This is a genomic window from Rhizobium redzepovicii (assembly GCF_019793435.1).
Classification (GTDB): Bacteria; Pseudomonadota; Alphaproteobacteria; order Rhizobiales; family Rhizobiaceae; genus Rhizobium; species Rhizobium redzepovicii.
The window spans coordinates 161,204-180,494 of sequence record NZ_JAILYH010000006.1 but is presented as its reverse complement, the minus strand read 5'-3'; the positions used below and the strand labels follow the sequence as shown (position 1 = coordinate 180,494).

Annotated in this window: 19 protein-coding genes and 1 tRNA gene; 11 read left to right on the top strand and 9 right to left on the bottom strand. The window is 60.6% G+C overall.

What is annotated here, in order from left to right; all coding sequences use genetic code 11:
• Positions 1-72 precede the first annotated feature (72 nt).
• On the top strand, positions 73-1,314 hold the full coding sequence (locus tag K6N12_RS11555; protein ID WP_097627154.1) for a GNAT family N-acetyltransferase: 1,242 nt from the start codon (positions 73-75) through the stop codon (positions 1,312-1,314).
• Between the two features lie 62 nt (positions 1,315-1,376).
• On the opposite strand, the gene K6N12_RS11550 is transcribed toward K6N12_RS11555, so the two are convergent.
• On the bottom strand, positions 1,377-3,551 hold the full coding sequence (locus K6N12_RS11550; RefSeq protein ID WP_222148810.1) for a GumC family protein: 2,175 nt from the start codon (positions 3,549-3,551) through the stop codon (positions 1,377-1,379).
• 192 nt (positions 3,552-3,743) lie between these two features.
• Between K6N12_RS11550 and K6N12_RS11545 the strand changes: the two genes are divergently transcribed.
• The 4 genes from K6N12_RS11545 to K6N12_RS11530 are packed head-to-tail and all read left to right on the top strand — an operon-like array spanning position 3,744 to position 8,341.
• Positions 3,744-4,319, top strand: a complete 576-nt coding sequence (locus K6N12_RS11545) for a polysaccharide biosynthesis/export family protein (RefSeq protein ID WP_003573986.1) — start codon at positions 3,744-3,746, stop codon at positions 4,317-4,319.
• Positions 4,320-4,322: 3 nt separating this feature from the next.
• A complete protein-coding gene (locus K6N12_RS11540; protein ID WP_097627150.1) occupies positions 4,323-5,492 on the top strand; it encodes a glycosyltransferase family 4 protein in 1,170 nt (389 codons plus the stop codon).
• Positions 5,493-5,546: 54 nt separating this feature from the next.
• Positions 5,547-7,112 carry an undecaprenyl-phosphate glucose phosphotransferase gene (locus tag K6N12_RS11535; RefSeq protein WP_097627148.1) on the top strand — a complete coding sequence of 522 codons (1,566 nt, stop codon included), beginning with the start codon at positions 5,547-5,549 and terminating at the stop codon, positions 7,110-7,112.
• Positions 7,109-8,341 carry an O-antigen ligase family protein gene (locus tag K6N12_RS11530; RefSeq protein WP_222148809.1) on the top strand — a complete coding sequence of 411 codons (1,233 nt, stop codon included), beginning with the start codon at positions 7,109-7,111 and terminating at the stop codon, positions 8,339-8,341. Before K6N12_RS11535 ends, K6N12_RS11530 begins: the two co-directional genes overlap by 4 nt.
• 18 nt (positions 8,342-8,359) lie before the next feature.
• On the opposite strand, the gene K6N12_RS11525 is transcribed toward K6N12_RS11530, so the two are convergent.
• The 3 genes from K6N12_RS11525 to K6N12_RS11515 all read right to left on the bottom strand — a co-directional run bounded on the left by K6N12_RS11525 (position 8,360) and on the right by K6N12_RS11515 (position 11,549).
• Positions 8,360-9,190, bottom strand: a complete 831-nt coding sequence (locus tag K6N12_RS11525; protein WP_097627144.1) for a carbohydrate ABC transporter permease — start codon at positions 9,188-9,190, stop codon at positions 8,360-8,362.
• A complete protein-coding gene (locus K6N12_RS11520; RefSeq protein ID WP_097627142.1) occupies positions 9,190-10,083 on the bottom strand; it encodes a carbohydrate ABC transporter permease in 894 nt (297 codons plus the stop codon). The genes K6N12_RS11525 and K6N12_RS11520 overlap by 1 nt, the downstream gene beginning before the upstream one ends.
• 131 nt (positions 10,084-10,214) lie before the next feature.
• Entirely contained in the window at positions 10,215-11,549 is a 1,335-nt protein-coding gene (locus K6N12_RS11515) for an extracellular solute-binding protein (protein WP_097627140.1), read from the bottom strand.
• 177 nt (positions 11,550-11,726) lie between these two features.
• On the opposite strand from K6N12_RS11515, the gene K6N12_RS11510 reads away from it, so the two are divergent.
• The gene (locus tag K6N12_RS11510) at positions 11,727-12,341 is read left to right on the top strand and encodes a GNAT family N-acetyltransferase (protein ID WP_097627138.1); all 615 of its coding nucleotides are present in this window, start codon (positions 11,727-11,729) and stop codon (positions 12,339-12,341) included.
• Positions 12,342-12,361: 20 nt separating this feature from the next.
• Here K6N12_RS11510 and K6N12_RS11505 read toward each other — a convergent pair whose 3' ends face one another.
• Complete coding sequence (locus K6N12_RS11505) at positions 12,362-14,119, bottom strand: glucosidase family protein (protein WP_097627136.1); 1,758 nt, start codon at positions 14,117-14,119, stop codon at positions 12,362-12,364.
• Positions 14,120-14,479: 360 nt separating this feature from the next.
• Here K6N12_RS11505 and K6N12_RS11500 point away from each other — a divergent pair, with 360 nt between their 5' ends.
• From K6N12_RS11500 to K6N12_RS11490, 3 genes are all read left to right on the top strand, one after another.
• Entirely contained in the window at positions 14,480-15,661 is a 1,182-nt protein-coding gene (locus K6N12_RS11500; RefSeq protein ID WP_097627134.1) for an ROK family transcriptional regulator, read from the top strand.
• 49 nt (positions 15,662-15,710) lie between these two features.
• Positions 15,711-16,004, top strand: coding sequence for a helix-turn-helix domain-containing protein (locus K6N12_RS11495; protein WP_097627132.1), 294 nt, complete (start codon positions 15,711-15,713; stop codon positions 16,002-16,004).
• Positions 16,005-16,096: 92 nt separating this feature from the next.
• Entirely contained in the window at positions 16,097-16,246 is a 150-nt protein-coding gene (locus tag K6N12_RS11490) for a hypothetical protein (protein ID WP_097627130.1), read from the top strand.
• Positions 16,247-16,249: 3 nt separating this feature from the next.
• On the opposite strand, the gene K6N12_RS11485 is transcribed toward K6N12_RS11490, so the two are convergent.
• Positions 16,250-16,462, bottom strand: a complete 213-nt coding sequence (locus tag K6N12_RS11485) for a hypothetical protein (RefSeq protein ID WP_029872887.1) — start codon at positions 16,460-16,462, stop codon at positions 16,250-16,252.
• A 196-nt stretch (positions 16,463-16,658) separates the two neighbouring features.
• Between K6N12_RS11485 and K6N12_RS11480 the strand changes: the two genes are divergently transcribed.
• Entirely contained in the window at positions 16,659-16,892 is a 234-nt protein-coding gene (locus tag K6N12_RS11480) for a DUF982 domain-containing protein (protein ID WP_097627128.1), read from the top strand.
• Between the two features lie 2 nt (positions 16,893-16,894).
• Here the strand turns inward: K6N12_RS11480 and K6N12_RS11475 are convergent, their stop codons facing one another.
• The gene (locus tag K6N12_RS11475; protein ID WP_165503912.1) at positions 16,895-17,113 is read right to left on the bottom strand and encodes a hypothetical protein; all 219 of its coding nucleotides are present in this window, start codon (positions 17,111-17,113) and stop codon (positions 16,895-16,897) included.
• Between the two features lie 564 nt (positions 17,114-17,677).
• On the opposite strand from K6N12_RS11475, the gene K6N12_RS11470 reads away from it, so the two are divergent.
• Positions 17,678-18,310: a class I SAM-dependent methyltransferase gene (locus tag K6N12_RS11470; RefSeq protein WP_097627127.1), complete on the top strand. Its 633-nt coding sequence runs from the start codon at positions 17,678-17,680 to the stop codon at positions 18,308-18,310.
• A gap of 80 nt (positions 18,311-18,390) precedes the next feature.
• Here the strand turns inward: K6N12_RS11470 and K6N12_RS11465 are convergent.
• Positions 18,391-18,467 (bottom strand) — tRNA-Pro (locus tag K6N12_RS11465).
• 96 nt (positions 18,468-18,563) lie between these two features.
• Positions 18,564-19,232 (bottom strand): HAD family hydrolase, encoded by a 669-nt coding sequence (locus tag K6N12_RS11460; RefSeq protein WP_097627125.1) that lies wholly within the window; start codon positions 19,230-19,232, stop codon positions 18,564-18,566.
• Positions 19,233-19,291 lie beyond the last annotated feature (59 nt).

The following is a 19,291-nucleotide window of genomic DNA, read 5'->3' as shown; positions in this document are numbered from 1 at the left end:
GGCGTGCGAGTAAACCAAATATACGTCCTGCATTCCTACCTTCCCGTTCAGCATTCTTGACCGGAGAAAACCGTGCAGACGCAAAAGCTCGATGTTCATGAACAGCCGTCGGAGGACGGGGCGCTGGCCCAAACGACCATTTCGCGCCTGCGCCAGCTCAGCATGAAACTCGCCATGGCCGAAGTCGACATCAGCGTTTTCGACGCGATGCAGCCGCTGGAGGACGACTGGCGGGTGCTAGAGCGCGACAATCTCCAGTCGCTGCATCAGAGCTATGACTGGTGCGCCGCCTGGGTGAGCGCGTTTCAGCGGCCGCTGGCGATCCTCAAAGGCACCCATGCCGGTGAGACGGCTTTCATTCTGCCGGTCGAAATCGTCAAGTCGCGGGGGCTTGGCGTGGCGAAGTTCATCGCCGCCGATCACAGCAATATCAATACCGGCCTGTTTTCCCGAAATTTTGCCGAAAGCGGCGGCAGCATCGACGCCGAGAAGTTCGCAGGGCAGCTTCGGCACGCCTTGAAGGGCCGGGCCGATCTGCTGCTGCTGCAGAATATTCCGCTGGAATGGCGGGGAAGACAGACCCCGCTCACCGGGCTGCCGATGGTGCAGAACCAGAATCACGCCTATCAGCTGCCGTTCTTTCCGGCTTTCGAGGAGACGCTGAAGCAGCTCAACGCCAAGAACCGGCGCAAGAAATTCCGCGTTCAGTCGAAACGCCTCGAGGCGGCCGGCGGCTTCGAATACCTTGCCCCCGAGGAATCGGAGGAACAGCACCGGCTGCTCGACATCTTCTTCCGGCTGAAGAGCGCCCGTTTCGCCAGCCTCGGCCTGCCCGACGTCTTTGCAGACAAGGAAACGCAGGCCTTCCTGCACGGTTTGATCGACAAGCGGGGTGACGGCAGGCAATATTTCGGGCTGCAGATGCATGTGCTGCGGCTCAAGGGAGAGAATGAGGGTCGGGTCGCCGCGATTTCAGGGATTTCGCGCAAGGGCGACCATATCATCTGCCAGTTCGGCGCGATCGATGAGGAGCTGGTGCCGGATACGAGTCCCGGCGAATTCCTCTATTGGCAGACCATCTCGGGATTGCATGGCAAGGGGGTGGCGCTGTTCGATTTCGGACTCGGCGACCAGACCTACAAGCGATCCTGGGCGCCTGTGGAGACTGCGCATTACGACGTGGTGCTGCCGGTCTCGCCGTTCGGCGTTCTCGCCGGCGCCGCGCACCGTATCGTCACCCGCGGCAAGGCCCATATCAAGGCCCGACCGAAGCTCTATAAATTCACGCAGAGCATCCGCGCACGGATCGGCTAAGCGGTGTTTATGTTACGCGTGTCGTTACCGCAAAACCGCTGAACACTTTTGCGCGACATGCATTAGGCAGCCCGGCCGAGCGTCTGCTCAGCCCCTTCCCCGCCCGACATCAGCACGACGCGCTCGTAGCCGGCAGCCTGGAATTCCGTCATCAGGGTCACGAAGATCGTTTCCTCGATCTCCGGTAGGGAGAGAATGATCTCGACATCGCGGCTGCGGGTCAGCCGCGAGACGCCGGCGACATCGGCCGAACCGCATTCGACCACCACGAGGTCGTAGGCGGCGGCAAGCGCATCGAGCAGCAGCGACAGCCGGTCGACACCGCGCATGGCCCGGCGCACGTCGCTCTGGCCCTGGGGGATCACATGGGCTAGGGAAAGACGATCGCTGTGGATCGTGTCGCCGAAGGCGGCCTCGCCGCAGAGCAGATCGGTGACGCCGGGAGCAGCCTGGTCCTCGGCCATCAGCTCCGTGGGGTAACCGGAACCGGTCATATCGATCAGGATGACGCGGCGGCCGGCGTCGGCGAGCATGCGGGTCAGCAAAACTGTTGCCGCGGAGCCATTGTCACCGGTCGGAGATATTGCGATAGCCAGCGGCGCACGGCTGCCCGTGAGATAATCGGCAACGGAGGCGACGGAGAATTCATTGTCGTCTTCCGGCAGCTTCTCGGCGGCCTCGGTGTCTTCGATCACGTCCTTTTCGTCTTCATCCCCGACAATGGCGAGCATGCTCGGCTGGATGGGCTTTCTGACGGCAGAGACAACCGGAGCGGCCTGCGGCGCAACCCTCTCCTCGACGAGAGTTTCCGCCTCGATGGTCTCGGGGGCCGCATCGACGGGACGGAGCGCCCGGCCGCTGAAGAGTTCGGCCAGCATGGTGACGATGGCGCTCAGGATCAGAGTGGCGACCGCAGCGACAACGACGATCGGCACCACCTTCGGGAAATAGGGATCGACCGGCTCGATGGCCTTGGAAACGATACGGGCATCCGCCGGGCTCGAATTGCTGTCGGCGCGGGAAGCGGCCTCGCGGTAGCGCACCAGATAGGTTTCGAGCAGCTGGCGCTGGGCGGTCGCCTCACGCTCCAGCGCATTGAGGCCGACCTCGTCCTCGCCGGCGCGGGCGCTGTTGGCCTGCACCGTGTCCGACTGGCGCTCGAGCTCGCTTGCCCTTAGATCCGCAACCTTGGATTCGTTCTCGATGCTCGTCAGGATCTTTTGCGTCTCCTGGCGGATCTGGGTGCGGATATCGGCGAGCTGGGCGCGCAGGCTTTTCAGCCGTGGATGGTTGTTGAGAAGGCTGGTCTGCAGATCCGAGATTTGCGACTGCAGACCGGATTCCGTCGCTTTCAGCCGCTGGATCGCCTGGGACGACATGATGTCAGGCAGCGTGTCGGAGGCTTCGCCCGAAGACAGCGCATTGCGTACCGCCTGCGCCCTCGCCTCGGCATTGGCCTTGTCGCCGCGCACGCGGGTCAGCTCCGCCGAAATATCGTTCAGCTGCTGGGCGGGAAAGGTGGTCGTGCCGTTCGTCTGCAGCAGCCCGTGCGAGGTGCGGTATTCGGCGACCTTCTTTTCGGCTTCGCTGACCTTGCGGCGTAGGCCCTCGATCTCCGGCTCCAGCCAGCGCGTCGCTTCCGAATTGGAATCAAGCTTGGCGCCGCTCTGGGTCGAAAGATAGACATTGGCCATGGCGTTCGGAATGGCGGCCGCGAGCTTCGGGTCCTTCAAGGTGAAACTGATGCCGATGACGCGTGAACCTGGCACCTGGTACACCTGCAGGCGTTCGACGAAAGCGTCGATCACCCGCTCTTCCGGCGGGTTCTCCATCGGGTTCTTCTTCAGATGCAGCTTCACCATGATACTGCTCATCGCCGAGCCGTTGGCGGCATCGTCGAATTCCGGCAGGTTATAAAGCTTCAGGTCGTTGATGACCTTCTTGAGGAGATCGGCCGATTGCAGCAGTTGCACTTGGCTGGCGATATTCAGCTCATCCATCAGCGGGCCAGCGCCGGCGTCGTTGACTTGCTGGGTGCTGGCGAAGGCCGGCGCCCGGGGTTCGATCAGGATGCGTGTTTCGCTGCGATATTGCGGCGACATAATCTTGGCGCCTGTAAAGGCGATGCCCGCCCCCGCAAGCGTAATCGCCAAAATCCTGAGCCGCCGCGCCCAGACGGCGCGGACCAACTGGCCGAGGTCGATGTCCACATCCTGATCACGCGCTACGCCGGACATGCTCTTACTCCACAACAAATGTGCCGCAAGCGTAAACGACCATGGTAACTCAACGGTTAATGGCAATCTTGCCGAGTAATAAGCGACGGCCGATGAAAGGAACTCAGGAAATTGCAAGCGGCCTTTACCGAGCATTAACCCTAACGGATTGATAACGGCTCTACCGAGTTCATTTTCTGTGAGCACAAACGGATGTCTGTCGTCCAGCCCAAGATCCTTTTGGCCCTGAGCCTTGCAGCCATGACGGCGGCATTGGGCGGTTGCACGACATACAAGCCGGCACCGAAGGCGTTCAACGAGGCGACCATCCAGCCCTATACGCTTGATAGCGGCGATCGGCTGCGCGTTACCGTCTTCGACCAGCAGAGCCTAACCAACACCTATACCGTGGATCAGGCCGGTTATATCGCCTTCCCCCTCATCGGCCAAGTCCCTGCCCGCGGCCGAACCCTGCAGCAACTCTCGGGCCAGATCGCCCAGAAACTGCAGCAGGGCTATCTTCGCGATCCTGATGTTACCATCGATGTCGATCGCTACCGTTCGATCTTCCTCATGGGCGAAGTCGGCCAACCCGGCCAGTATGCCTATGTCCCCGGCATGACCGTGCAGAACGCCATTGCGGTCGCTGGCGGCTTTACCAGCCGCGCCAACCAGAGCATGGTCGACGTCACCCGCAAGATCAACGGACAGGTGCTGACCGGCCGCATCAACATATCCGGGCCGATCATCGCCGGCGACACGATCTACGTTCGCGAACGGCTTTTCTGAGCGATGACAATACAGAAGCCGCTCCGCATCCTCCATTGCTTCAGGTCGCCGGTCGGCGGAATTTTCCGCCATGTCCGCGATCTCGTCGAGGAGCACAGCAAGGCCGGTCATCAAGTCGGCATCCTCTGCGACAGCTCGACCGGCGGCGAGTATGAGGACAGCCTGTTCGACGATATCCGTCCCTATCTCTCGCTCGGCCTGACACGCGTGCCGATCCGGCGTTCGATCAGCCCGTCCGACCTTGCGACGATGTGGGATACATACAAGAAAATTAAAAGTTTGCGGCCGGATGTGCTGCACGGACACGGCGCCAAGGGCGGCGTGCTCGCGCGACTTGCCGGCTCAGCGTTGCGGGTGAACAGGTATCGCGTAGCCCGCCTCTATACCGCGCATGGCGGAAGCCTGCATTATTCGCGTTCCTCGCTCAGCGGACAATTCGTCCTGAGGATGGAGCGCCTGCAGGAATATTTCACCGATGCGCTGGTCTTCATCTGCGAATACGAGCGCGACACCTATGCGCGCAAGGTGGGCAAGCCGCGGACGAAGACCAGACTGATCTATAACGGCATCGCCGAGCGCGATTTCGAGCCGATCCCCACCCGCTCGGATGCCGTGCACTTCATCTATGTGGGTATGCTCCGGGACCTCAAGGGTCCCGATCTGTTTGTCGATGCCTTTGCCAAGACCGAGCGGCTGCTCGGCCGGCCGCTGTCGGCGCTGATGATCGGTGACGGACCGGATCGCGACCGCTACCGCGAGATGATGGTCGAGCGTGGCCTCGGCAAGCGCATCGGCATGCTGCCGGCGATGCGGGTCCACGAAGCCTTCTCCATGGCGCAGAACCTCGTCGTTCCCTCGCGCGCCGAAGCCATGCCCTATATCGTGCTCGAGGGGCTCGGGGCCGGCAAGACGATCATCGCCAGCCGGGTCGGCGGCATTCCCGAGGTGCTCGGCGCCGACAGCGCAGCCCTTGTGGAGGCCGGAAATTCCGATGATCTTGCCCGCGTCATGGCGGAAACGCTGAGCACGCCCGACTGGCACGCCAAGACGATGCCGAAGCCCGAGGCGGTAAAGGCGGTGTTTTCCTCGGCCATCATGGCGCGCGATGTCCTGAAATTGTACCATGAGCTCGTCGATCCGGCCGCTGGCCGAGCAATGCCCGCCGCCCCGTAAATATTTCTTAGGGGCTTTCTGGTAATTCGCTTGGTGACAACGAGCGAAAGCCCCATGAACAAGCTGGAAAAAGGCGATCAATTCGACGTGGAAGCACTGCGCAAGCAGGTCTCCGACATCGAGGTGCGCGGCGACGCGGGTCAGGAAAAACCGTCCGACCCGACAGAAATTAATCCCTATGCCCGGCAGATCGCCGAACAGTTCCGTGACGGAACCAAGTCGCCGGTGATCATCATCGGGCAATTGCGGCTGCTGGAATTCCTGGCGCTCTTTGCGATCGCCCTGATCGCCCATTATTTTTGGCCCGGTGACGGCTACGATTCATCGCTGGTGCGGACCGGCATGGCGGCGATCGCCTCGGCCTTGACCGTTATCGGCCTGCAGCTTGGCGACACCTACACCATTCCGGCACTTCGGGCCAAGCTGCGGCTGATCCCGCGCATCCTGGGGTCGTGGATGACCGCACTCCTCCTGACGGTCGGCCTGTTCGCGCTGGTTCGCGGCAGCACATGGGCGATGGTCGTCGGCGCCTATCTGCCCTGGTTTACGGCTGGCGCACTCTTCCTTGCGGCCGAGCGTTTCCTCGTCGCCTACGGCATCCGCAACTGGGCGCGCAACGGCATCATGGAGCGTCGCGCCGTCATCGTCGGCGGCGGCGAGCCGGCCAAGGAGCTGATCCGCATCCTCGAACAGCAGGATGACAACGACATCCGCATCTGCGGCATCTTCGACGATCGCGGCGAGAAGCGTTCGCCGATCATGGTTGCCGGTTATCCGAAGCTCGGCACCGTGGCTGAACTCGTCGAATTCGTGCGATTGACGCGCATCGACATGCTGATCATCGCTCTGCCGCTTTCGGCCGAGGCGCGTATATACGACCTTTTGAAGAAGCTTTGGGTTCTGCCGGTCGATATCCGCCTTGCTGCGCATGCCAACCGGCTGCGCTTCCGGCCGCGCGCCTATTCGCACGTCGGCAGGGTGCCGATGCTCGACATTTTCAAGATGCCGATCCGCGACTGGGACTCCGTTGCCAAGCGTGGCTTCGACATCTTCTTCACCGTGATCGCGCTGGCGCTGCTCTGGCCGCTGATGGTCGCGACCGCCATCGCCATCAAGGCGACCTCCGAAGGCCCCGTCTTCTTCATGCAGAAGCGCCACGGATTCAACAATGAAATCATCAACGTCTTCAAGTTCCGCTCGATGTACACCAACATGGCCGACCCCACGGGCAAGGCCGCGGTGACCAAGGGCGATCCGCGTGTCACCCGCGTCGGCCGCTTCATCCGCAAGACCTCGATCGACGAATTGCCACAGCTTTTCAACGTGCTGCGGGGCGAACTCTCTCTGGTTGGCCCGCGCCCACATGCCGTTCTCGCCCAGGCCCGCGACCGCGCCTTCGGCGATGTCGTCGAGGGTTATTTCGCCCGCCACCGCGTCAAGCCCGGCGTCACCGGCTGGGCGCAGATCAACGGCTGGCGCGGCGAAGTGGACAATGACGAGAAGATCAAGTTCCGCACCGCCTACGACCTCTATTACATCGAGAACTGGTCACTCTGGTTCGATCTGAAGATCCTGTTCCTGACGCCGATCCGGCTGCTCGACACGGAAAACGCCTATTGAGCGCGATCGAGGCGACATATCCCCGTGTCGCCCAGCCGCAGCGGATGACGCTGCGCCTGATCGGCTCGGCCTTTGTCGCCTTCGGTGTTTTCCTCTCCGGTTTCGTGATCGACGAGCCGGCGCCCTACGAGCTCTGGATGGCTGGACTGATCGGCCTCTGGTTTATCCTGGGCCTCAGGATTTCGCGCGGCGTCGCACCGCTGCTTGCCCTGCTGCTCACCTTCAACATCGGCGGCATGCTGTCGCTGACGCAGATGAAAGATCTGGCGACCGGGCCGATGTATATCGCGGTCTCGACCTTTTTGGCGCTGACGGCGGTCTTCTACGCGGCGATCATCGAGGACAGCCACAAGCGGCTGCCGCTAATCTTCAACGCGTGGACCTTCGCCGCCGTCTCCACCTCCGCGCTCGGCATACTCGGTTATTTCCACGCCTTTCCGGGCGCTGAAATCTTCACCCTCTATGACCGCGCCAAGGGCGCCTTCCAGGACCCGAACGTCTTCGGCCCCTTCCTGGTGCCGCCATCGCTTTATCTCGTCCACGGCATCCTCGTCGGCGACCTGAAGAGATCGCCGCTGAAGGCTCTCGCTCTGCTGGTGCTTGCACTCGGCATCTTCCTGTCCTTTTCGCGCGCCGCCTGGGGGCTCTTCGCGCTCGGCGTGGCGCTCCTGATCTTCATCATGCTGCTCAAGGAGCGCAGCGGCGCCTTTCGCCTCAGAGTTCTGGGGCTGTCGCTGGCGGCGATCATCATGCTGGTCGCCTCGCTGCTGGTGGCGTTGCAGATCCCGAAGGTCGCCGAACTGTTTTCGGCGCGCGCTCAGCTGGTGCAGCAATATGACGGCGAACATCTCGGCCGCTTCGAGCGCCACCGGATCGGCTTCACCATGATGATGGAGCGCCCGCTCGGCATCGGCCCGCTGGTGTTCGGCACGATGTTTCCCGAGGACGAGCACAATATCTGGCTGAAATCGCTGACCACCTATGGCTGGCTCGGCTTCGCCACCTATGTCGGCATGCTTGTCTGGACGCTGGCGCTCGGCTTCCGATACCTGCTGCTCGACCGGCCGTGGCAGCCCTTCCTGATGATCGCCTGGATCTCTGTTCTCGGCCACGCCACCATCGGCAACGTCATCGATATCGATCACTGGCGCCATGTCTATCTGCTGCTCGGCACGGTCTGGGGCTGCGCGGCGCTCGAGGTGCGCCACAAGCGCGGCCGTGGGCCATAGCTGCGAGCACATCGCTGCCTATTTCGTCGCGCCTGCCGTCAAGCCGGCGATGAACCGCCGCTGGAAAACCAGATAGGTCAGAATGAGCGGGAAAATGACGATCACCGCGCCGGCGGTCAGGACCGGCGTATTGACGGTGTAACGCCCCTGGAAAAACAGCATGCCGAGGGGCAGCGTCCGATAGGCGTCGTCATTGACCAGGATGAACGGAATGAGAAACTCGTTCCAGGTCCAGATGAACAAGAACAGCGCCAGCGTCGACATTGCCGGTATCATCAGCGGGATAACGATCTTGCGCAGGATATAGAAGCGTCCGGCGCCATCAAGCACCGCGGCTTCGAGAACTTCCTCCGGCAATTGCTGCATCGCGCTGGCAAGGAAGATCGTCGAGAAGGGTATCGACATCGCGATCTGCGGTATGATGAGAGCCGCATAGGTATTGATCAGCCCGAGATAGCGCATCTCATAATAAAGCGGGATGATGAAGGCCTCCGCCGGCACCATCATGCCGAGCGTCAGGATCGCAAACAGCGTGCGCCGGAGCGGAAACGACAGGTAGGCGAAGGCAAAACCGGTCAACAGGCCCAAGAAGACGCTTGCGGCAACGACGGGTATGACGACGACGATCGAGTTCCAGAAGTAAATGTTGAAATGCCCGGCATTCCAGGCATCGACGTAATTTTCGAAATGCGGATAGGCCGGAAGGGCGAATGCGCCCTTCAGAACGTCAGCCTTGCTTTTTATCGAGGTCAGCAGCAGCAGCAGGAACGGGGTGATCGTTACGAAAGCGAGAAGCCAGAGCACAATGCGAAGGAAGAGCGCGGCGGGGTAGTTGGACGAGCGGCCCATCAAGCCATTCCTTTGCTTCTTGAGCCCACCAGCCGGTGAATTGCATAGTTGATTGCGAATGTCAGCAAGGCGCCGACAATGGCGATGGCGGCCGCTGCGCCGAACCGATTGAGCTCAAAGCCGAGCTGATACATGTAGATATTCGGCACGAGCGTCGCGTTGGCGGGTCCACCCCGGGTCATCGTGAAAATCAGGTCGAAGCTTTTGATCGAGGCTATAACCGTCAGAAGCAAAACCACCCTGATCTCGGGCATGAGAAGCGGCAGCGTTATCCAGAAAAAGGTCTTTCGCGGCGACGCGCCGTCGACCTTGGCGGCGTCGAAAAGAGACGGGTCGATGCGCTGGATTCCGGTGAGGAAGATGACCATGCAAAAGCCGAAGAAATACCAGGTGGCAACGATCCCGACCGCGGGAAGCACGAAATTGAAATCTCCGAGCCAGGGTAACGCGAACCGGCTCAATCCTATCGCTCGCAGAAACTGATTGAACGGGCCGAATGCAGGATTGTAGAGCCATGCCCAGATGATGCCCAACACGGCGGTTGGCATGATGTAAGGCAGGAACAGGAAGGTTCTGAGGGCGAGTTGTTCGCGTTGCTTCAGATTCCACACGCAGGCGGCAAGCGTTATGCCGAGCACGAGCGGCAGGACGCAGTAGAAGATCATCAGCTCGGCATTGTTGCGCAAGGCAATGTAAAAACGGCTATCGGAAAAGAGATCGGCGTAATTGCCGAGGCCGACCCATCTCGGCATCGTCAAGCCGTCCCAACTGGTCAGGCTCAAACCCAAGGCCGCGACGATCGGCCCAAAGACAAAAGCCGTATAAAGCAGCAATCCCGGCAATAAATAGATGAAATTGGTCTGTTGCGAGCCATCCAGTGCGGAGCGTTTCATCCAGTACTCCATGAAGCCAAAGCTCTGGTCATCGTGCGGCAAGTCGTCAGCTCGCAGCGCTCATTTTAGCGTGGTGGATAGGACGCCGGCCGGACCGCCTAGTGCGCGGTCGTGACCGGCGTCCGCACTTCCTATTTCTTATCCTTCAAATAGGCCTGATAGTCCTTGTCCATGGCATCGACAAAGGCTTCGGGCGTAATCTTGCCGGACAGGAGAAGTGGCGTGTTGTCGTCGATTGTCTTCAGCATCGTCGGGCTCGACCAATCGGGGTAATGGCCGAGCGCATCGTTGGCGTTGAGTGTCTTCCACATTTCGATGCCGGAGGTCAGGAGCGGCGTGAGCTTGGGCTTGGCATCCGCCGGGAGCGATGTTGCAGGAAGATAGCCTGCAGCGGCCCAGCTTTCGGCGGCCTTTTCGGACACCATATAGTCGATGTACTCGCCGGCCAGGTCCTGTTTCGCCTTGTCTTTGGCAAGGCTGGTTATCGCCCAGGCAAGATCGACGCCGCCGACGCTCATGGGCTTGGAAACGCCCTTAGGAGCGGGAATGGCCATGAAGCCGATATCCGGATTGTTTTGCATGTCGCCGAAGTACCAGGTTCCGGAGATCAGGAATGCGCCCTGTCCTGATATGAACAGCTGGACGGCGTCGTCACCCGATATGCCCTCGAAACCGGGGTAGAAATAGCCGCCCTGCGCCCATTGCTGCACGAGTTTGGCCGATTCGATGTTGCCCTTTGTGTTCCAAGAGCCGCCCTTGCCGTAGATCAGGTCGTCAAGCTCGGCGCGATTGGCCGCGTCAATATGCGCTTGATCGATAGCGCCGATCATGTGCAGGGCAAGATGCTGCTTGGCGGAGCCCATCATGAAGGGCGCAACGCCTTTTTCCTTCAGCTTGTCGAGGTCGGCCAAAAGCTCCTCGAAGGTCTGCGGCAGCGCCACGCCGGCGTCGTCGAGGATCTTCTTATTGTAGTAAAGGCCGACGATCTCGCCGAGACCTGATATGCCGTAGGTCTTACCGACCCCGAATTTCGCCCCCTCCCAGCGGTCTCTGGCCAGCACGGAATCGGACTGCCGCTTATCCCAGCCATATTTCTGAATGTACTCGTCGACCGGCAGGAGCAAGCCTTCCTTGACCATCGCGCCCATGTCGCCGGCGCCCTGGTTGACCTTGGTGATGACAGGGCCATCGCCCGCCGAAACTGCAAGTTTCAGCGTCAGCTTCATGTCATCGAAAGTGCGCGCAGTGCGTTTGATCGTGACACCGGGATGCGCGGCTTCGAAATCCTTATTCAGTTGCTCGATGACCGCGCTCTGGCCTTCGAAGGTCTGGTCATCCCACACGGCCAGATCGTCGGCCCGGGCGGCGGAAAGGCCGAAACTCACAAGCGCCGCGCCGGCGAGCGCGACAGCTGCTTTCAATCGGTATGCCGGCAGTATGCTGATCGATCTCACGGTTCTGTTCATCTGCTCCACCTCATTTGGTTTATTCTCCACTCCCCGTCCGGGCCTCGCACCTGGCGCCGGCCGAACGTTTTCTTTCCCCAGAGCTTTGCCTGGTTGGCGAATCTGGGGTAATCGTCACTGCATCGGCCCCTCTCGCGATCCAGAATGACAAAGCGCCACGCAGGAGGTGGCAAAACGATGGACAGCAACTGCTTCATCCGCCCGGCGATTGAAGCCGATATCGACGCTCTTTTCGACATCTGCCTGAAAACCGCCAATGGCGGCGAAGATGCCAGCGCGCTTTACAGCGACCCGCATCTGCCCGGTTACATCTGGTCGGTACCCTACCTCAAATTTGCCAGAGACTTTGCCTTTGTTCTGGTTCAGGGCAACCGGCCGGTCGGCTATGTCGTCGGGACGCCCGATACTGTCGGGTTCGACAAAGATCTGAAAGCAGACTGGTGGCCGTTCGTCCGACAGCAGGTCGCCGGGCTGACGCCCAACCGTCCGCGCGATGCCGACGTGCTCGAACGAATTCAAAATCCGCGCAGCGGAACGACGTGGCTTCAAGACGACTACCCGGCGCATCTTCACATCAACATTCTTCCCGGACTTCAGGCCGGCGGCTGGGGGCGCAGGATGATCAGCACCGAGCTTGAAGCGCTCCGCAATCACGGAGTCGGAGCGGTGCATCTCGGTGTCGATCCGAACAACGAACGCGCCAGAGGTTTCTACCGTCATCTTGGCTTTTCCGAACTCGAACGCGATGGCTCCGTCGCCTTCGCCATGCGGATTGATAAGAGACCCGAGTAGAACCGACCGAGCCGTCATGCTCATGAGATTGGCTCCGCATTTGCGGCGTCAAGCCCATATTTCAAAACGACTGCCGCCGGCATGGCGCTCCAGCCCTGAAGCAGCGAGCCGCGCCCATAGGGCGGCGAGAAATATTCCACCGCACCGATCCAGCCATTGTCGAGACAGGTTTCCCACCAGCGCGTCAGGGCGTAACGCGCCCCTCCAAGTCCGTGGCGAAGGCGTTCTTCGGCATAGGCGCCATCCCAATAGGGCCAGTCCGAGCCATTGTGGTAGCGGTAGGGAAACGCCGTCTTGGATCGCAGATCGCTTGGCCGCTTGAAGGGCGGATAGGCGCACATTACACCCCAGCTGCCATAGGGCTGCTCGTGATTGTTGCGCGTTTCCAGCTGGCTTTCAAAGGCTCTCAGCAAGCCAATGGCCTGCTGTTTTGAAATTGCGCCGAACCGCGACAAGGTCAGGCTGTCGAGAGCCAGATGATCCTCGACAAAAGCGCCAGGCGTTCCATAGTCGACATATCCTCCCGTTGCCGGGACGAAGAGCTTGGCCTCGATCTCCTGGCGGGCCAGATTTGCGGTCCTGCCCGCGCGTTCGGCAAGAGCCGGATCCAGACCGTCGCCAAGCCTTGCCACCGCATCCATGGCGCCGATGAAAAGACCGAGATCATAAGAGACCAGGCCCTCGCGATAGACGTTGTCGGCCCAATCCCGATCGTTACGTGGCTTTACCGGCAGGACGCTGTCGGGGCCGGCCAGGCTGAGATAGCGGTCGACGATTGCCCGAACGATCGGCCAGTGCAGCTGCGCCTCGGCGAGGTCCTTCGTGGCCCTGACGTAGTCGTCGATGAACAGGATGAAAAAAAGCGGGCTGTCGAAGTGGTCGCTCCACCAGTCTTGCGGACGGTTGTGGTATTCCGGGACCGCCTTTTTGTGGGTTTTGGGATTGGCCTTGCTGTCTTCGACAAAGCGCTGCCACGCCTCCGATTGCGCAGGCCCGGTCAAGATCACCCCGCTCGGGGCTTCTCCATCCGGCTGCACCCCCTTGGCAAGCAGCCGGATCTCGTCGCGCACCGCCTCCGGTGCGAGCGTCAAAAGCGGCTGCATCGTCCAATAGCCGTCGCGGTAATAGGTCCGCGCCGGGGCACTGTAGGCCTGCCCCGCGGCAAGACCGGCGAAGGCGCCGTTTTCGTCGCGCCTGATGCTGGAAAGCGCGGCATGGATGCCCTGGCTGACCATGCTGCGCATCAGCGGGTCGGCGTCGGGCGCCAGATCGCAACGCGCGACATATTCGGCGGCTTCGGCAACGATCGCTTCGCTGGCGAGGCTGAGAGCCCTCTCGGCTTCGTCTCTGGAGGCGCCGACGGCAATCCGCAAATCGGAACCGAGAACGTCCACGATGAGGACACCCCAGCCCATTTCGGCAGTCTGCCGATGGGGGCCCCGAGTAACCTTCGCGCTCGCGCCGTCCCCATCCGGCTCATGCCACCAGGCGCAACGACGCGCCGGATATACGCCCTGAAGGCGTGCGCCGCTGATCAACATCACCGGCAGCGACTGCGCGACGAATATGCCGCCCTGCCTGGAGACCATTCGGTTCGGCGCATAGGTATAAGGGCCAGCGATGGCGGAAAACCTCACGCGCCCCAGACTGCCGGCGCCCCAGAGGGCGAGATCAGCATATCCGTCCGGATGAACATCGGCCTGAAGGCGCGGCGCCATTATAGGCAGTAAAACGCCTTGTTCGGCGGAAAGCTGTCCATCGGTCGAGGGCTTTATCATCGATAATCCCCCCACAGCGAAGTTGAAGAGGCTGCAGAACGCGAAAGAGAGCAATAGAGGGACAAGCCGGGGCCTGCTCCTCTTCGGGCGACCTTGGCGAGCGCGCGGCTATCCAGACAATGCGGGTGGCGCATACTTGTCCTCGACCCTCTTTATTTCGCCGTGCATTTCATTGCACGTTGATATCAGCCTACAGGCGACCTCCCATTTGTCAAGGACATAGACAAATCTCCACCTTGGGTGTACTGAAATCCGCTTATATGACGAAGTTGAGCCGAAGCCCTCCTTTCTACGAGGGTTTCGGGTCAATATCGACCCCTGATTAGGTATATGCTCCGAACTAACTGGAAGAGCTAGCCGATGGCACTGACACTTTCTGCCACGCAGACGCCCATCGCACGAAAAATCTCAACTCATGCCGTGATCCGGACCGTGTTGGCGAGCGGCTCGATTTCCCGCGCCGACATTGCCAAGCTGACCGGCCTTTCGAAACAGACGATTTCCGATGTCGTGCGCGACCTCGAGGATGATGGATGGTTGAAACCTGTCGGCCAGACCGATGGCCGCCCGGGCCGCAATGCGATTACGTATGAACTCAACGCCAGGGCGGGTCTTGCGGTCTCCATCGATCTCGGCGGCACCAAGATCGCTGCGGCGATCTGCGATCTGCTAGGTAACATCATAGCCGAAACCAAAGTGGCCACCGACCCCCGCGGCGGAATGCATCTCGTCAATCAATTCAGCGATCTCATCGTCGAACTCTTGCTTGCAGCCGGAACGACTGCCGACAAGCTCCGTCTCGTCGTTCTGGGCAGTCCCGGCGTGCTCGATCCGGCCACCGGCCATATCAATGTGGCGCCGAATATCCCCGGCATCGACGCGATCAATCTGCGGCAGGTCTTCTCCGACAGAATGGGCATTCCGGTGATCGTCGAAAATGACGTCAACCTCGCCGCGCAAGGCGAGAAATGGCGGGGACACGGTGTCGAAACCGGCAATTTTGCCTTCGTCGCGCTCGGAACGGGCGTCGGCATGGGCATCATCGCCAATGGCGCACTGCTGCGTGGCGCGCGTGGCGCGGCCGGCGAGATCGCCTATCTCCCGATCGGCGGCGATGTTTTCGATCCCGGCGGGTTTACGCTCGGGACCTTCGAGAGTGCAGTCGGCAGCGTCGCGATGTTACGCCGCTACACCGGCTTCGGCGGGCGCAACGCTGCCACCGTGGCCGATCTCTTCAACGCCTTCAATGCAGGCGATGCCAGCGCCGTCGCCGCAATCGAAGAGACGGCAAGGCTAGTGGCGCTCGCCATTGCCGCCATCGGAGCAACTCTCGATCCCGAACTGGTGATCACCGGCGGCAGCATCGGCGCAAGACCGGAATTGGTAAACGCCATCCGGGGTTTCCTGCCGCGCTGCACGCCTTATCCGCCGCGCATCGAGATCAGCCGGTTTGGGAACCGGGCCGCCCTCATGGGAGGCATGGGGGTCGCGGTCGAGCGCATGCACGACGATCTGTTCGGCGTGAAATTGAAGGATACTTGATCGGCCTGCGCCACTTGAGAACTGCGGTAAATGCGCTAGATTTTCCGCCATGATAACAGCGACACAGATACGCGGCGCGCGCGCCATGATCGGGATGAGTATCGAAGAGCTCGCCGCCGCAACCGGCCTGCCTGTGGAGACCGTGACGGCGCTGGAAAACGGCGAATTTGCGGGCGAGCCGCACGCGCTGTTCGATGTGCGCAGCACGCTGGAGGCGCACGGCATCATCTTCCTGTCGAGCGGCAATCAGGATGAAGGCGGCCCCGGCATCCGGTTGCGTGCGCGCACCGTCAGCGACGACGGTATCCGGCCGGAAAACCTCAACGCCGCAAACGACGATTAGGCCGGCGCGGGCTCAATTCATCCTGTTGGTTGCGGAACCAATCCGACACTTGGCCGTTTCCGCTGTCCTATCAGATATTTGAGGGCAGTCATTTGAACAGCAGGAATGGTCTCTACGTTCTCATCGGCGTTCTCGTCGTCACCGTCATCGGCCTCGGTACTTATATCTACCGTGAGGAAAGCAAGCCGCAGGGGATTGAGATGAGCATCGGCAAGAACGGTGTCTCGATCGAGCAGAACTGAACGTCAGAGGTAGGTCTTTGCCAGGTCGGCGAGTTTGCCGCCGTCCTTCACGCCCTGCCTGTAGAGCTGAATGATGACCGCACCGATGCGCTCGGCCTCGGGTGTCGTCCTGGCGAGGCCGCGTTCATCGCAGACCTTGTCGAGCACCTGCGAAAGCAGATCGAGATCTTCCGAAAACAGCGGCAAATCATGCGGATGAATTGATGACCGTAACATCACGCCGCATTCCCTCCGAGGGCAAACGCATCCACGCTTGCATCGCCGGCCGCCCTCCGCAACCGACAGAAATGATTATGCGCGACGGCTTGAATTTTAGCAACTGCGCAAATTTCCACGAAACAAAATCCGGGAACAAATTTTCGTCCCGCGCGTTTTGACGCCGCCCTGTGGCAATAATCAGTGAGTGCAGACGTTGAGTGAAATACGCTTCCCCTCCCCCATCCGGGTGTTTTCTCCAGAGAGCAGCCTGATCGTGTCCACCGTCTGGGAAGCCGTCGAATATCTCAAACAATGGCCGAGCAAGCGTGGGCGTCACTATCGCGTCGCGCGCCAGCATTGCCTGGACGCGCTCGACGGGCTGCGCAGCCCGCGCGCCGCACAGGCTTCCTTCATCACAGCGGCGAAGACGGCGGGATTGCTGCTGTGAGATCAGCTGCTGTGGCGGCTGGCGGCGGCGAGCTGGGGGTGAATGGAGCCTTCCATAATCACCTTGGCGGTCACCTCGATCACCTGCTCCTCGGCAAGTTCAGCAAGCGCGAGGGCGACATCGCCCTCCGACCAGCCAGCCTTAACGGCCTCCTCGGACAAAGCCTGGAATGCGCCGGCGAGGGCTTGCCTGCAAGTGAGATTCTGCTTCATTTCCGCCATGCGCTCGCACTAGGCTATTTGTGACAGGGACGCTTTTAATCTACACATATTCGCATGAAAGCGAAGAGGTTTCACGTTTTTTAGATTCGAAATTGCGTATCTCATACTTAATCTTGGTATAACCTTAACAAAAGGCAACAAATAACAGCTCCGTAACTCAAAGCGTACCAAAAAGAACTAATAGATTTATTTGATTCCACACCCACAAAGGGTATTTCATAGCGTTATTTACTGCAAATGGTCGCAATATCGAAGTCGAAACGACGACTGGGTACCCGTCCCGGCAAAGTGAAATCCGATTTGCGCCACGTTTCATCATCTTCCCTGCACCCTGTCAATCGGCTTCAGGATCTCCCATCGGCGAGCGCCGGCGCTCTTCGTTCGTGAGATGACGGCTAGCCTAGCCGAATGCGCATATCCGCCAACCGCCATCCTCAGCTGCCGCGAGCGCCTCCTGCGCTAATCACTTTAATACCACAACGACACCACACTGCCGTCAAACTCCGCCGTACGATTGTGTTGCGTATTATTGGGTTGGCGGGCTCATTTTCTCCAGGAGGTAAAATGTCTATCGAACTAGACGCGACGACCTATGTGCATGCTAAACCGGCGACGGCCCATTCCTATATTCTGCCGGCCGTAGTCGATGTTCTTGAGAACAGTTTTCAGGAGGCAAAAGAAACATCGGTCTTCGACCTCGGTTGCGGTGCCGGCGGTGCTGCGGCCGTGCTTGCAGGAAAGGGCTATGATGTCACCGGTGTCGATCCCTCCGAGGACGGTATCGCAAAAGCGAGAACGGCCCATCCGGATCTGCCGCTGGAAATCGGCTCCGGTTACGAAGATCTCTCCAGCCGGTACGGGACCTTCGATGCGGTGATCAGCCTCGAGGTGGTGGAGCACGTTTATGATCCCAAGGCGTTCTCGGCCACCATGTACGATCTGGTGAGGCCCGGCGGCATCGCGGTCATGTCGACGCCTTTTCACGGTTACTGGAAAAATCTGGCCTTGGCCGTCAGCGGCAAGATGGACGATCATTTCATGCCCCTCAAGGACCATGGCCATATCAAATTCTGGTCTCCGGAAACGCTGAGCACGCTGCTGCATGAAACAGGTTTCGAAGACGTCGACTTCGAATATGTCGGGAGGATTCCGCTGCTGGCAAAATCGATGATCGCGATTGCCCAGAAACCGCACTGAAGATCAACCGTTTTCCGCAATGGCCGCGAGAGCGCCGCCATACGAAACGTGATGTTCTGACTGGATTTCAAGGGGATAAATGGTCGGGGCGACTGGACTCGAACCAGCGACCCCTTGACCCCCAGTCAAGTGCGCTACCGGGCTGCGCTACGCCCCGACCTGCCGAAACGGCTTGCTTCGTTTAGTTTTTCGGCGCGTGCAATGCAAGCGGAAAAACTCGCCTCCCACAAAAAGAGGCGGTTTGTCTAATTGATCAGATCGCCGCGAGCGTCAGCCGGCCTTCGGCGGTATGGCGGGGCTGCCATGCCTGGTAGTTGGCGATCGAGAAATGTGGGGTCTCGAAGGGGGTGGCGTGGGTTTCGGTAATGACGGTCACGTCGGCACCGGCGGCTTCGCCGGCGAGGATGCCGGCGACGGCGTCTTCGAAGACCAGGCATTTCGCGGGATCGACGCCAAGACGGCTGGCGCCGAGCAGATAGCCTTCGGGGCTGGGCTTGCCCGATTTGACCTCCTGGCCGCTGACGATGACCTTCGGCATCGGGATGCCGGCGGCGGCCATGCGGCGCCTGGCAAGCTCGATCGGCGCCGAGGTGACGATCGCCCATTTGCCGTCGGCAATGGCGGAGAGGAAGCGGATGGCGCCGGGGATTTCGACGATGCCGGAGACATCCTCCATCTCCTCGACGAGCAGCAAGTCCGCCTCATGGGCCGGATCGACGCCGGGAAGGCCGAGCCCGCGGATGACGTCGGAGGCGCGAATGCCGTGGATGGTCTTCAGAAAGACCTCCGGTTCGAAGCCATGGCGCCTTGCCCATTCGCTCCAGACGCGTTCGACGACGGCGATGGAATTCAACAGCGTCCCGTCCATGTCGAAAAGGAAGGCGTCATAGGATCTGTCGAGGATATCGTGGAGAGCGGGCACGGGGCGTTCCTTGCGGGTGCGAGGCCGGGGCGACCCCTGCACAGGCGAGTAGCGGAGAG

Coding starts and splice junctions, on each gene's coding strand:
- K6N12_RS11550 (WP_222148810.1), bottom strand. CDS start 3,551: ATGTCCGGCGTAGCGCGTGATCAGGATGTGGACATCGACCTCGGCCAG.
- K6N12_RS11545 (WP_003573986.1), top strand. CDS start 3,744: ATGTCTGTCGTCCAGCCCAAGATCCTTTTGGCCCTGAGCCTTGCAGCC.
- K6N12_RS11540 (WP_097627150.1), top strand. CDS start 4,323: ATGACAATACAGAAGCCGCTCCGCATCCTCCATTGCTTCAGGTCGCCG.
- K6N12_RS11535 (WP_097627148.1), top strand. CDS start 5,547: ATGAACAAGCTGGAAAAAGGCGATCAATTCGACGTGGAAGCACTGCGC.
- K6N12_RS11525 (WP_097627144.1), bottom strand. CDS start 9,190: ATGGGCCGCTCGTCCAACTACCCCGCCGCGCTCTTCCTTCGCATTGTG.
- K6N12_RS11520 (WP_097627142.1), bottom strand. CDS start 10,083: ATGAAACGCTCCGCACTGGATGGCTCGCAACAGACCAATTTCATCTAT.
- K6N12_RS11515 (WP_097627140.1), bottom strand. CDS start 11,549: ATGAACAGAACCGTGAGATCGATCAGCATACTGCCGGCATACCGATTG.
- K6N12_RS11510 (WP_097627138.1), top strand. CDS start 11,727: ATGGACAGCAACTGCTTCATCCGCCCGGCGATTGAAGCCGATATCGAC.
- K6N12_RS11505 (WP_097627136.1), bottom strand. CDS start 14,119: ATGATAAAGCCCTCGACCGATGGACAGCTTTCCGCCGAACAAGGCGTT.
- K6N12_RS11500 (WP_097627134.1), top strand. CDS start 14,480: ATGGCACTGACACTTTCTGCCACGCAGACGCCCATCGCACGAAAAATC.
- K6N12_RS11495 (WP_097627132.1), top strand. CDS start 15,711: ATGATAACAGCGACACAGATACGCGGCGCGCGCGCCATGATCGGGATG.
- K6N12_RS11485 (WP_029872887.1), bottom strand. CDS start 16,462: ATGTTACGGTCATCAATTCATCCGCATGATTTGCCGCTGTTTTCGGAA.
- K6N12_RS11475 (WP_165503912.1), bottom strand. CDS start 17,113: ATGGCGGAAATGAAGCAGAATCTCACTTGCAGGCAAGCCCTCGCCGGC.
- K6N12_RS11470 (WP_097627127.1), top strand. CDS start 17,678: ATGTCTATCGAACTAGACGCGACGACCTATGTGCATGCTAAACCGGCG.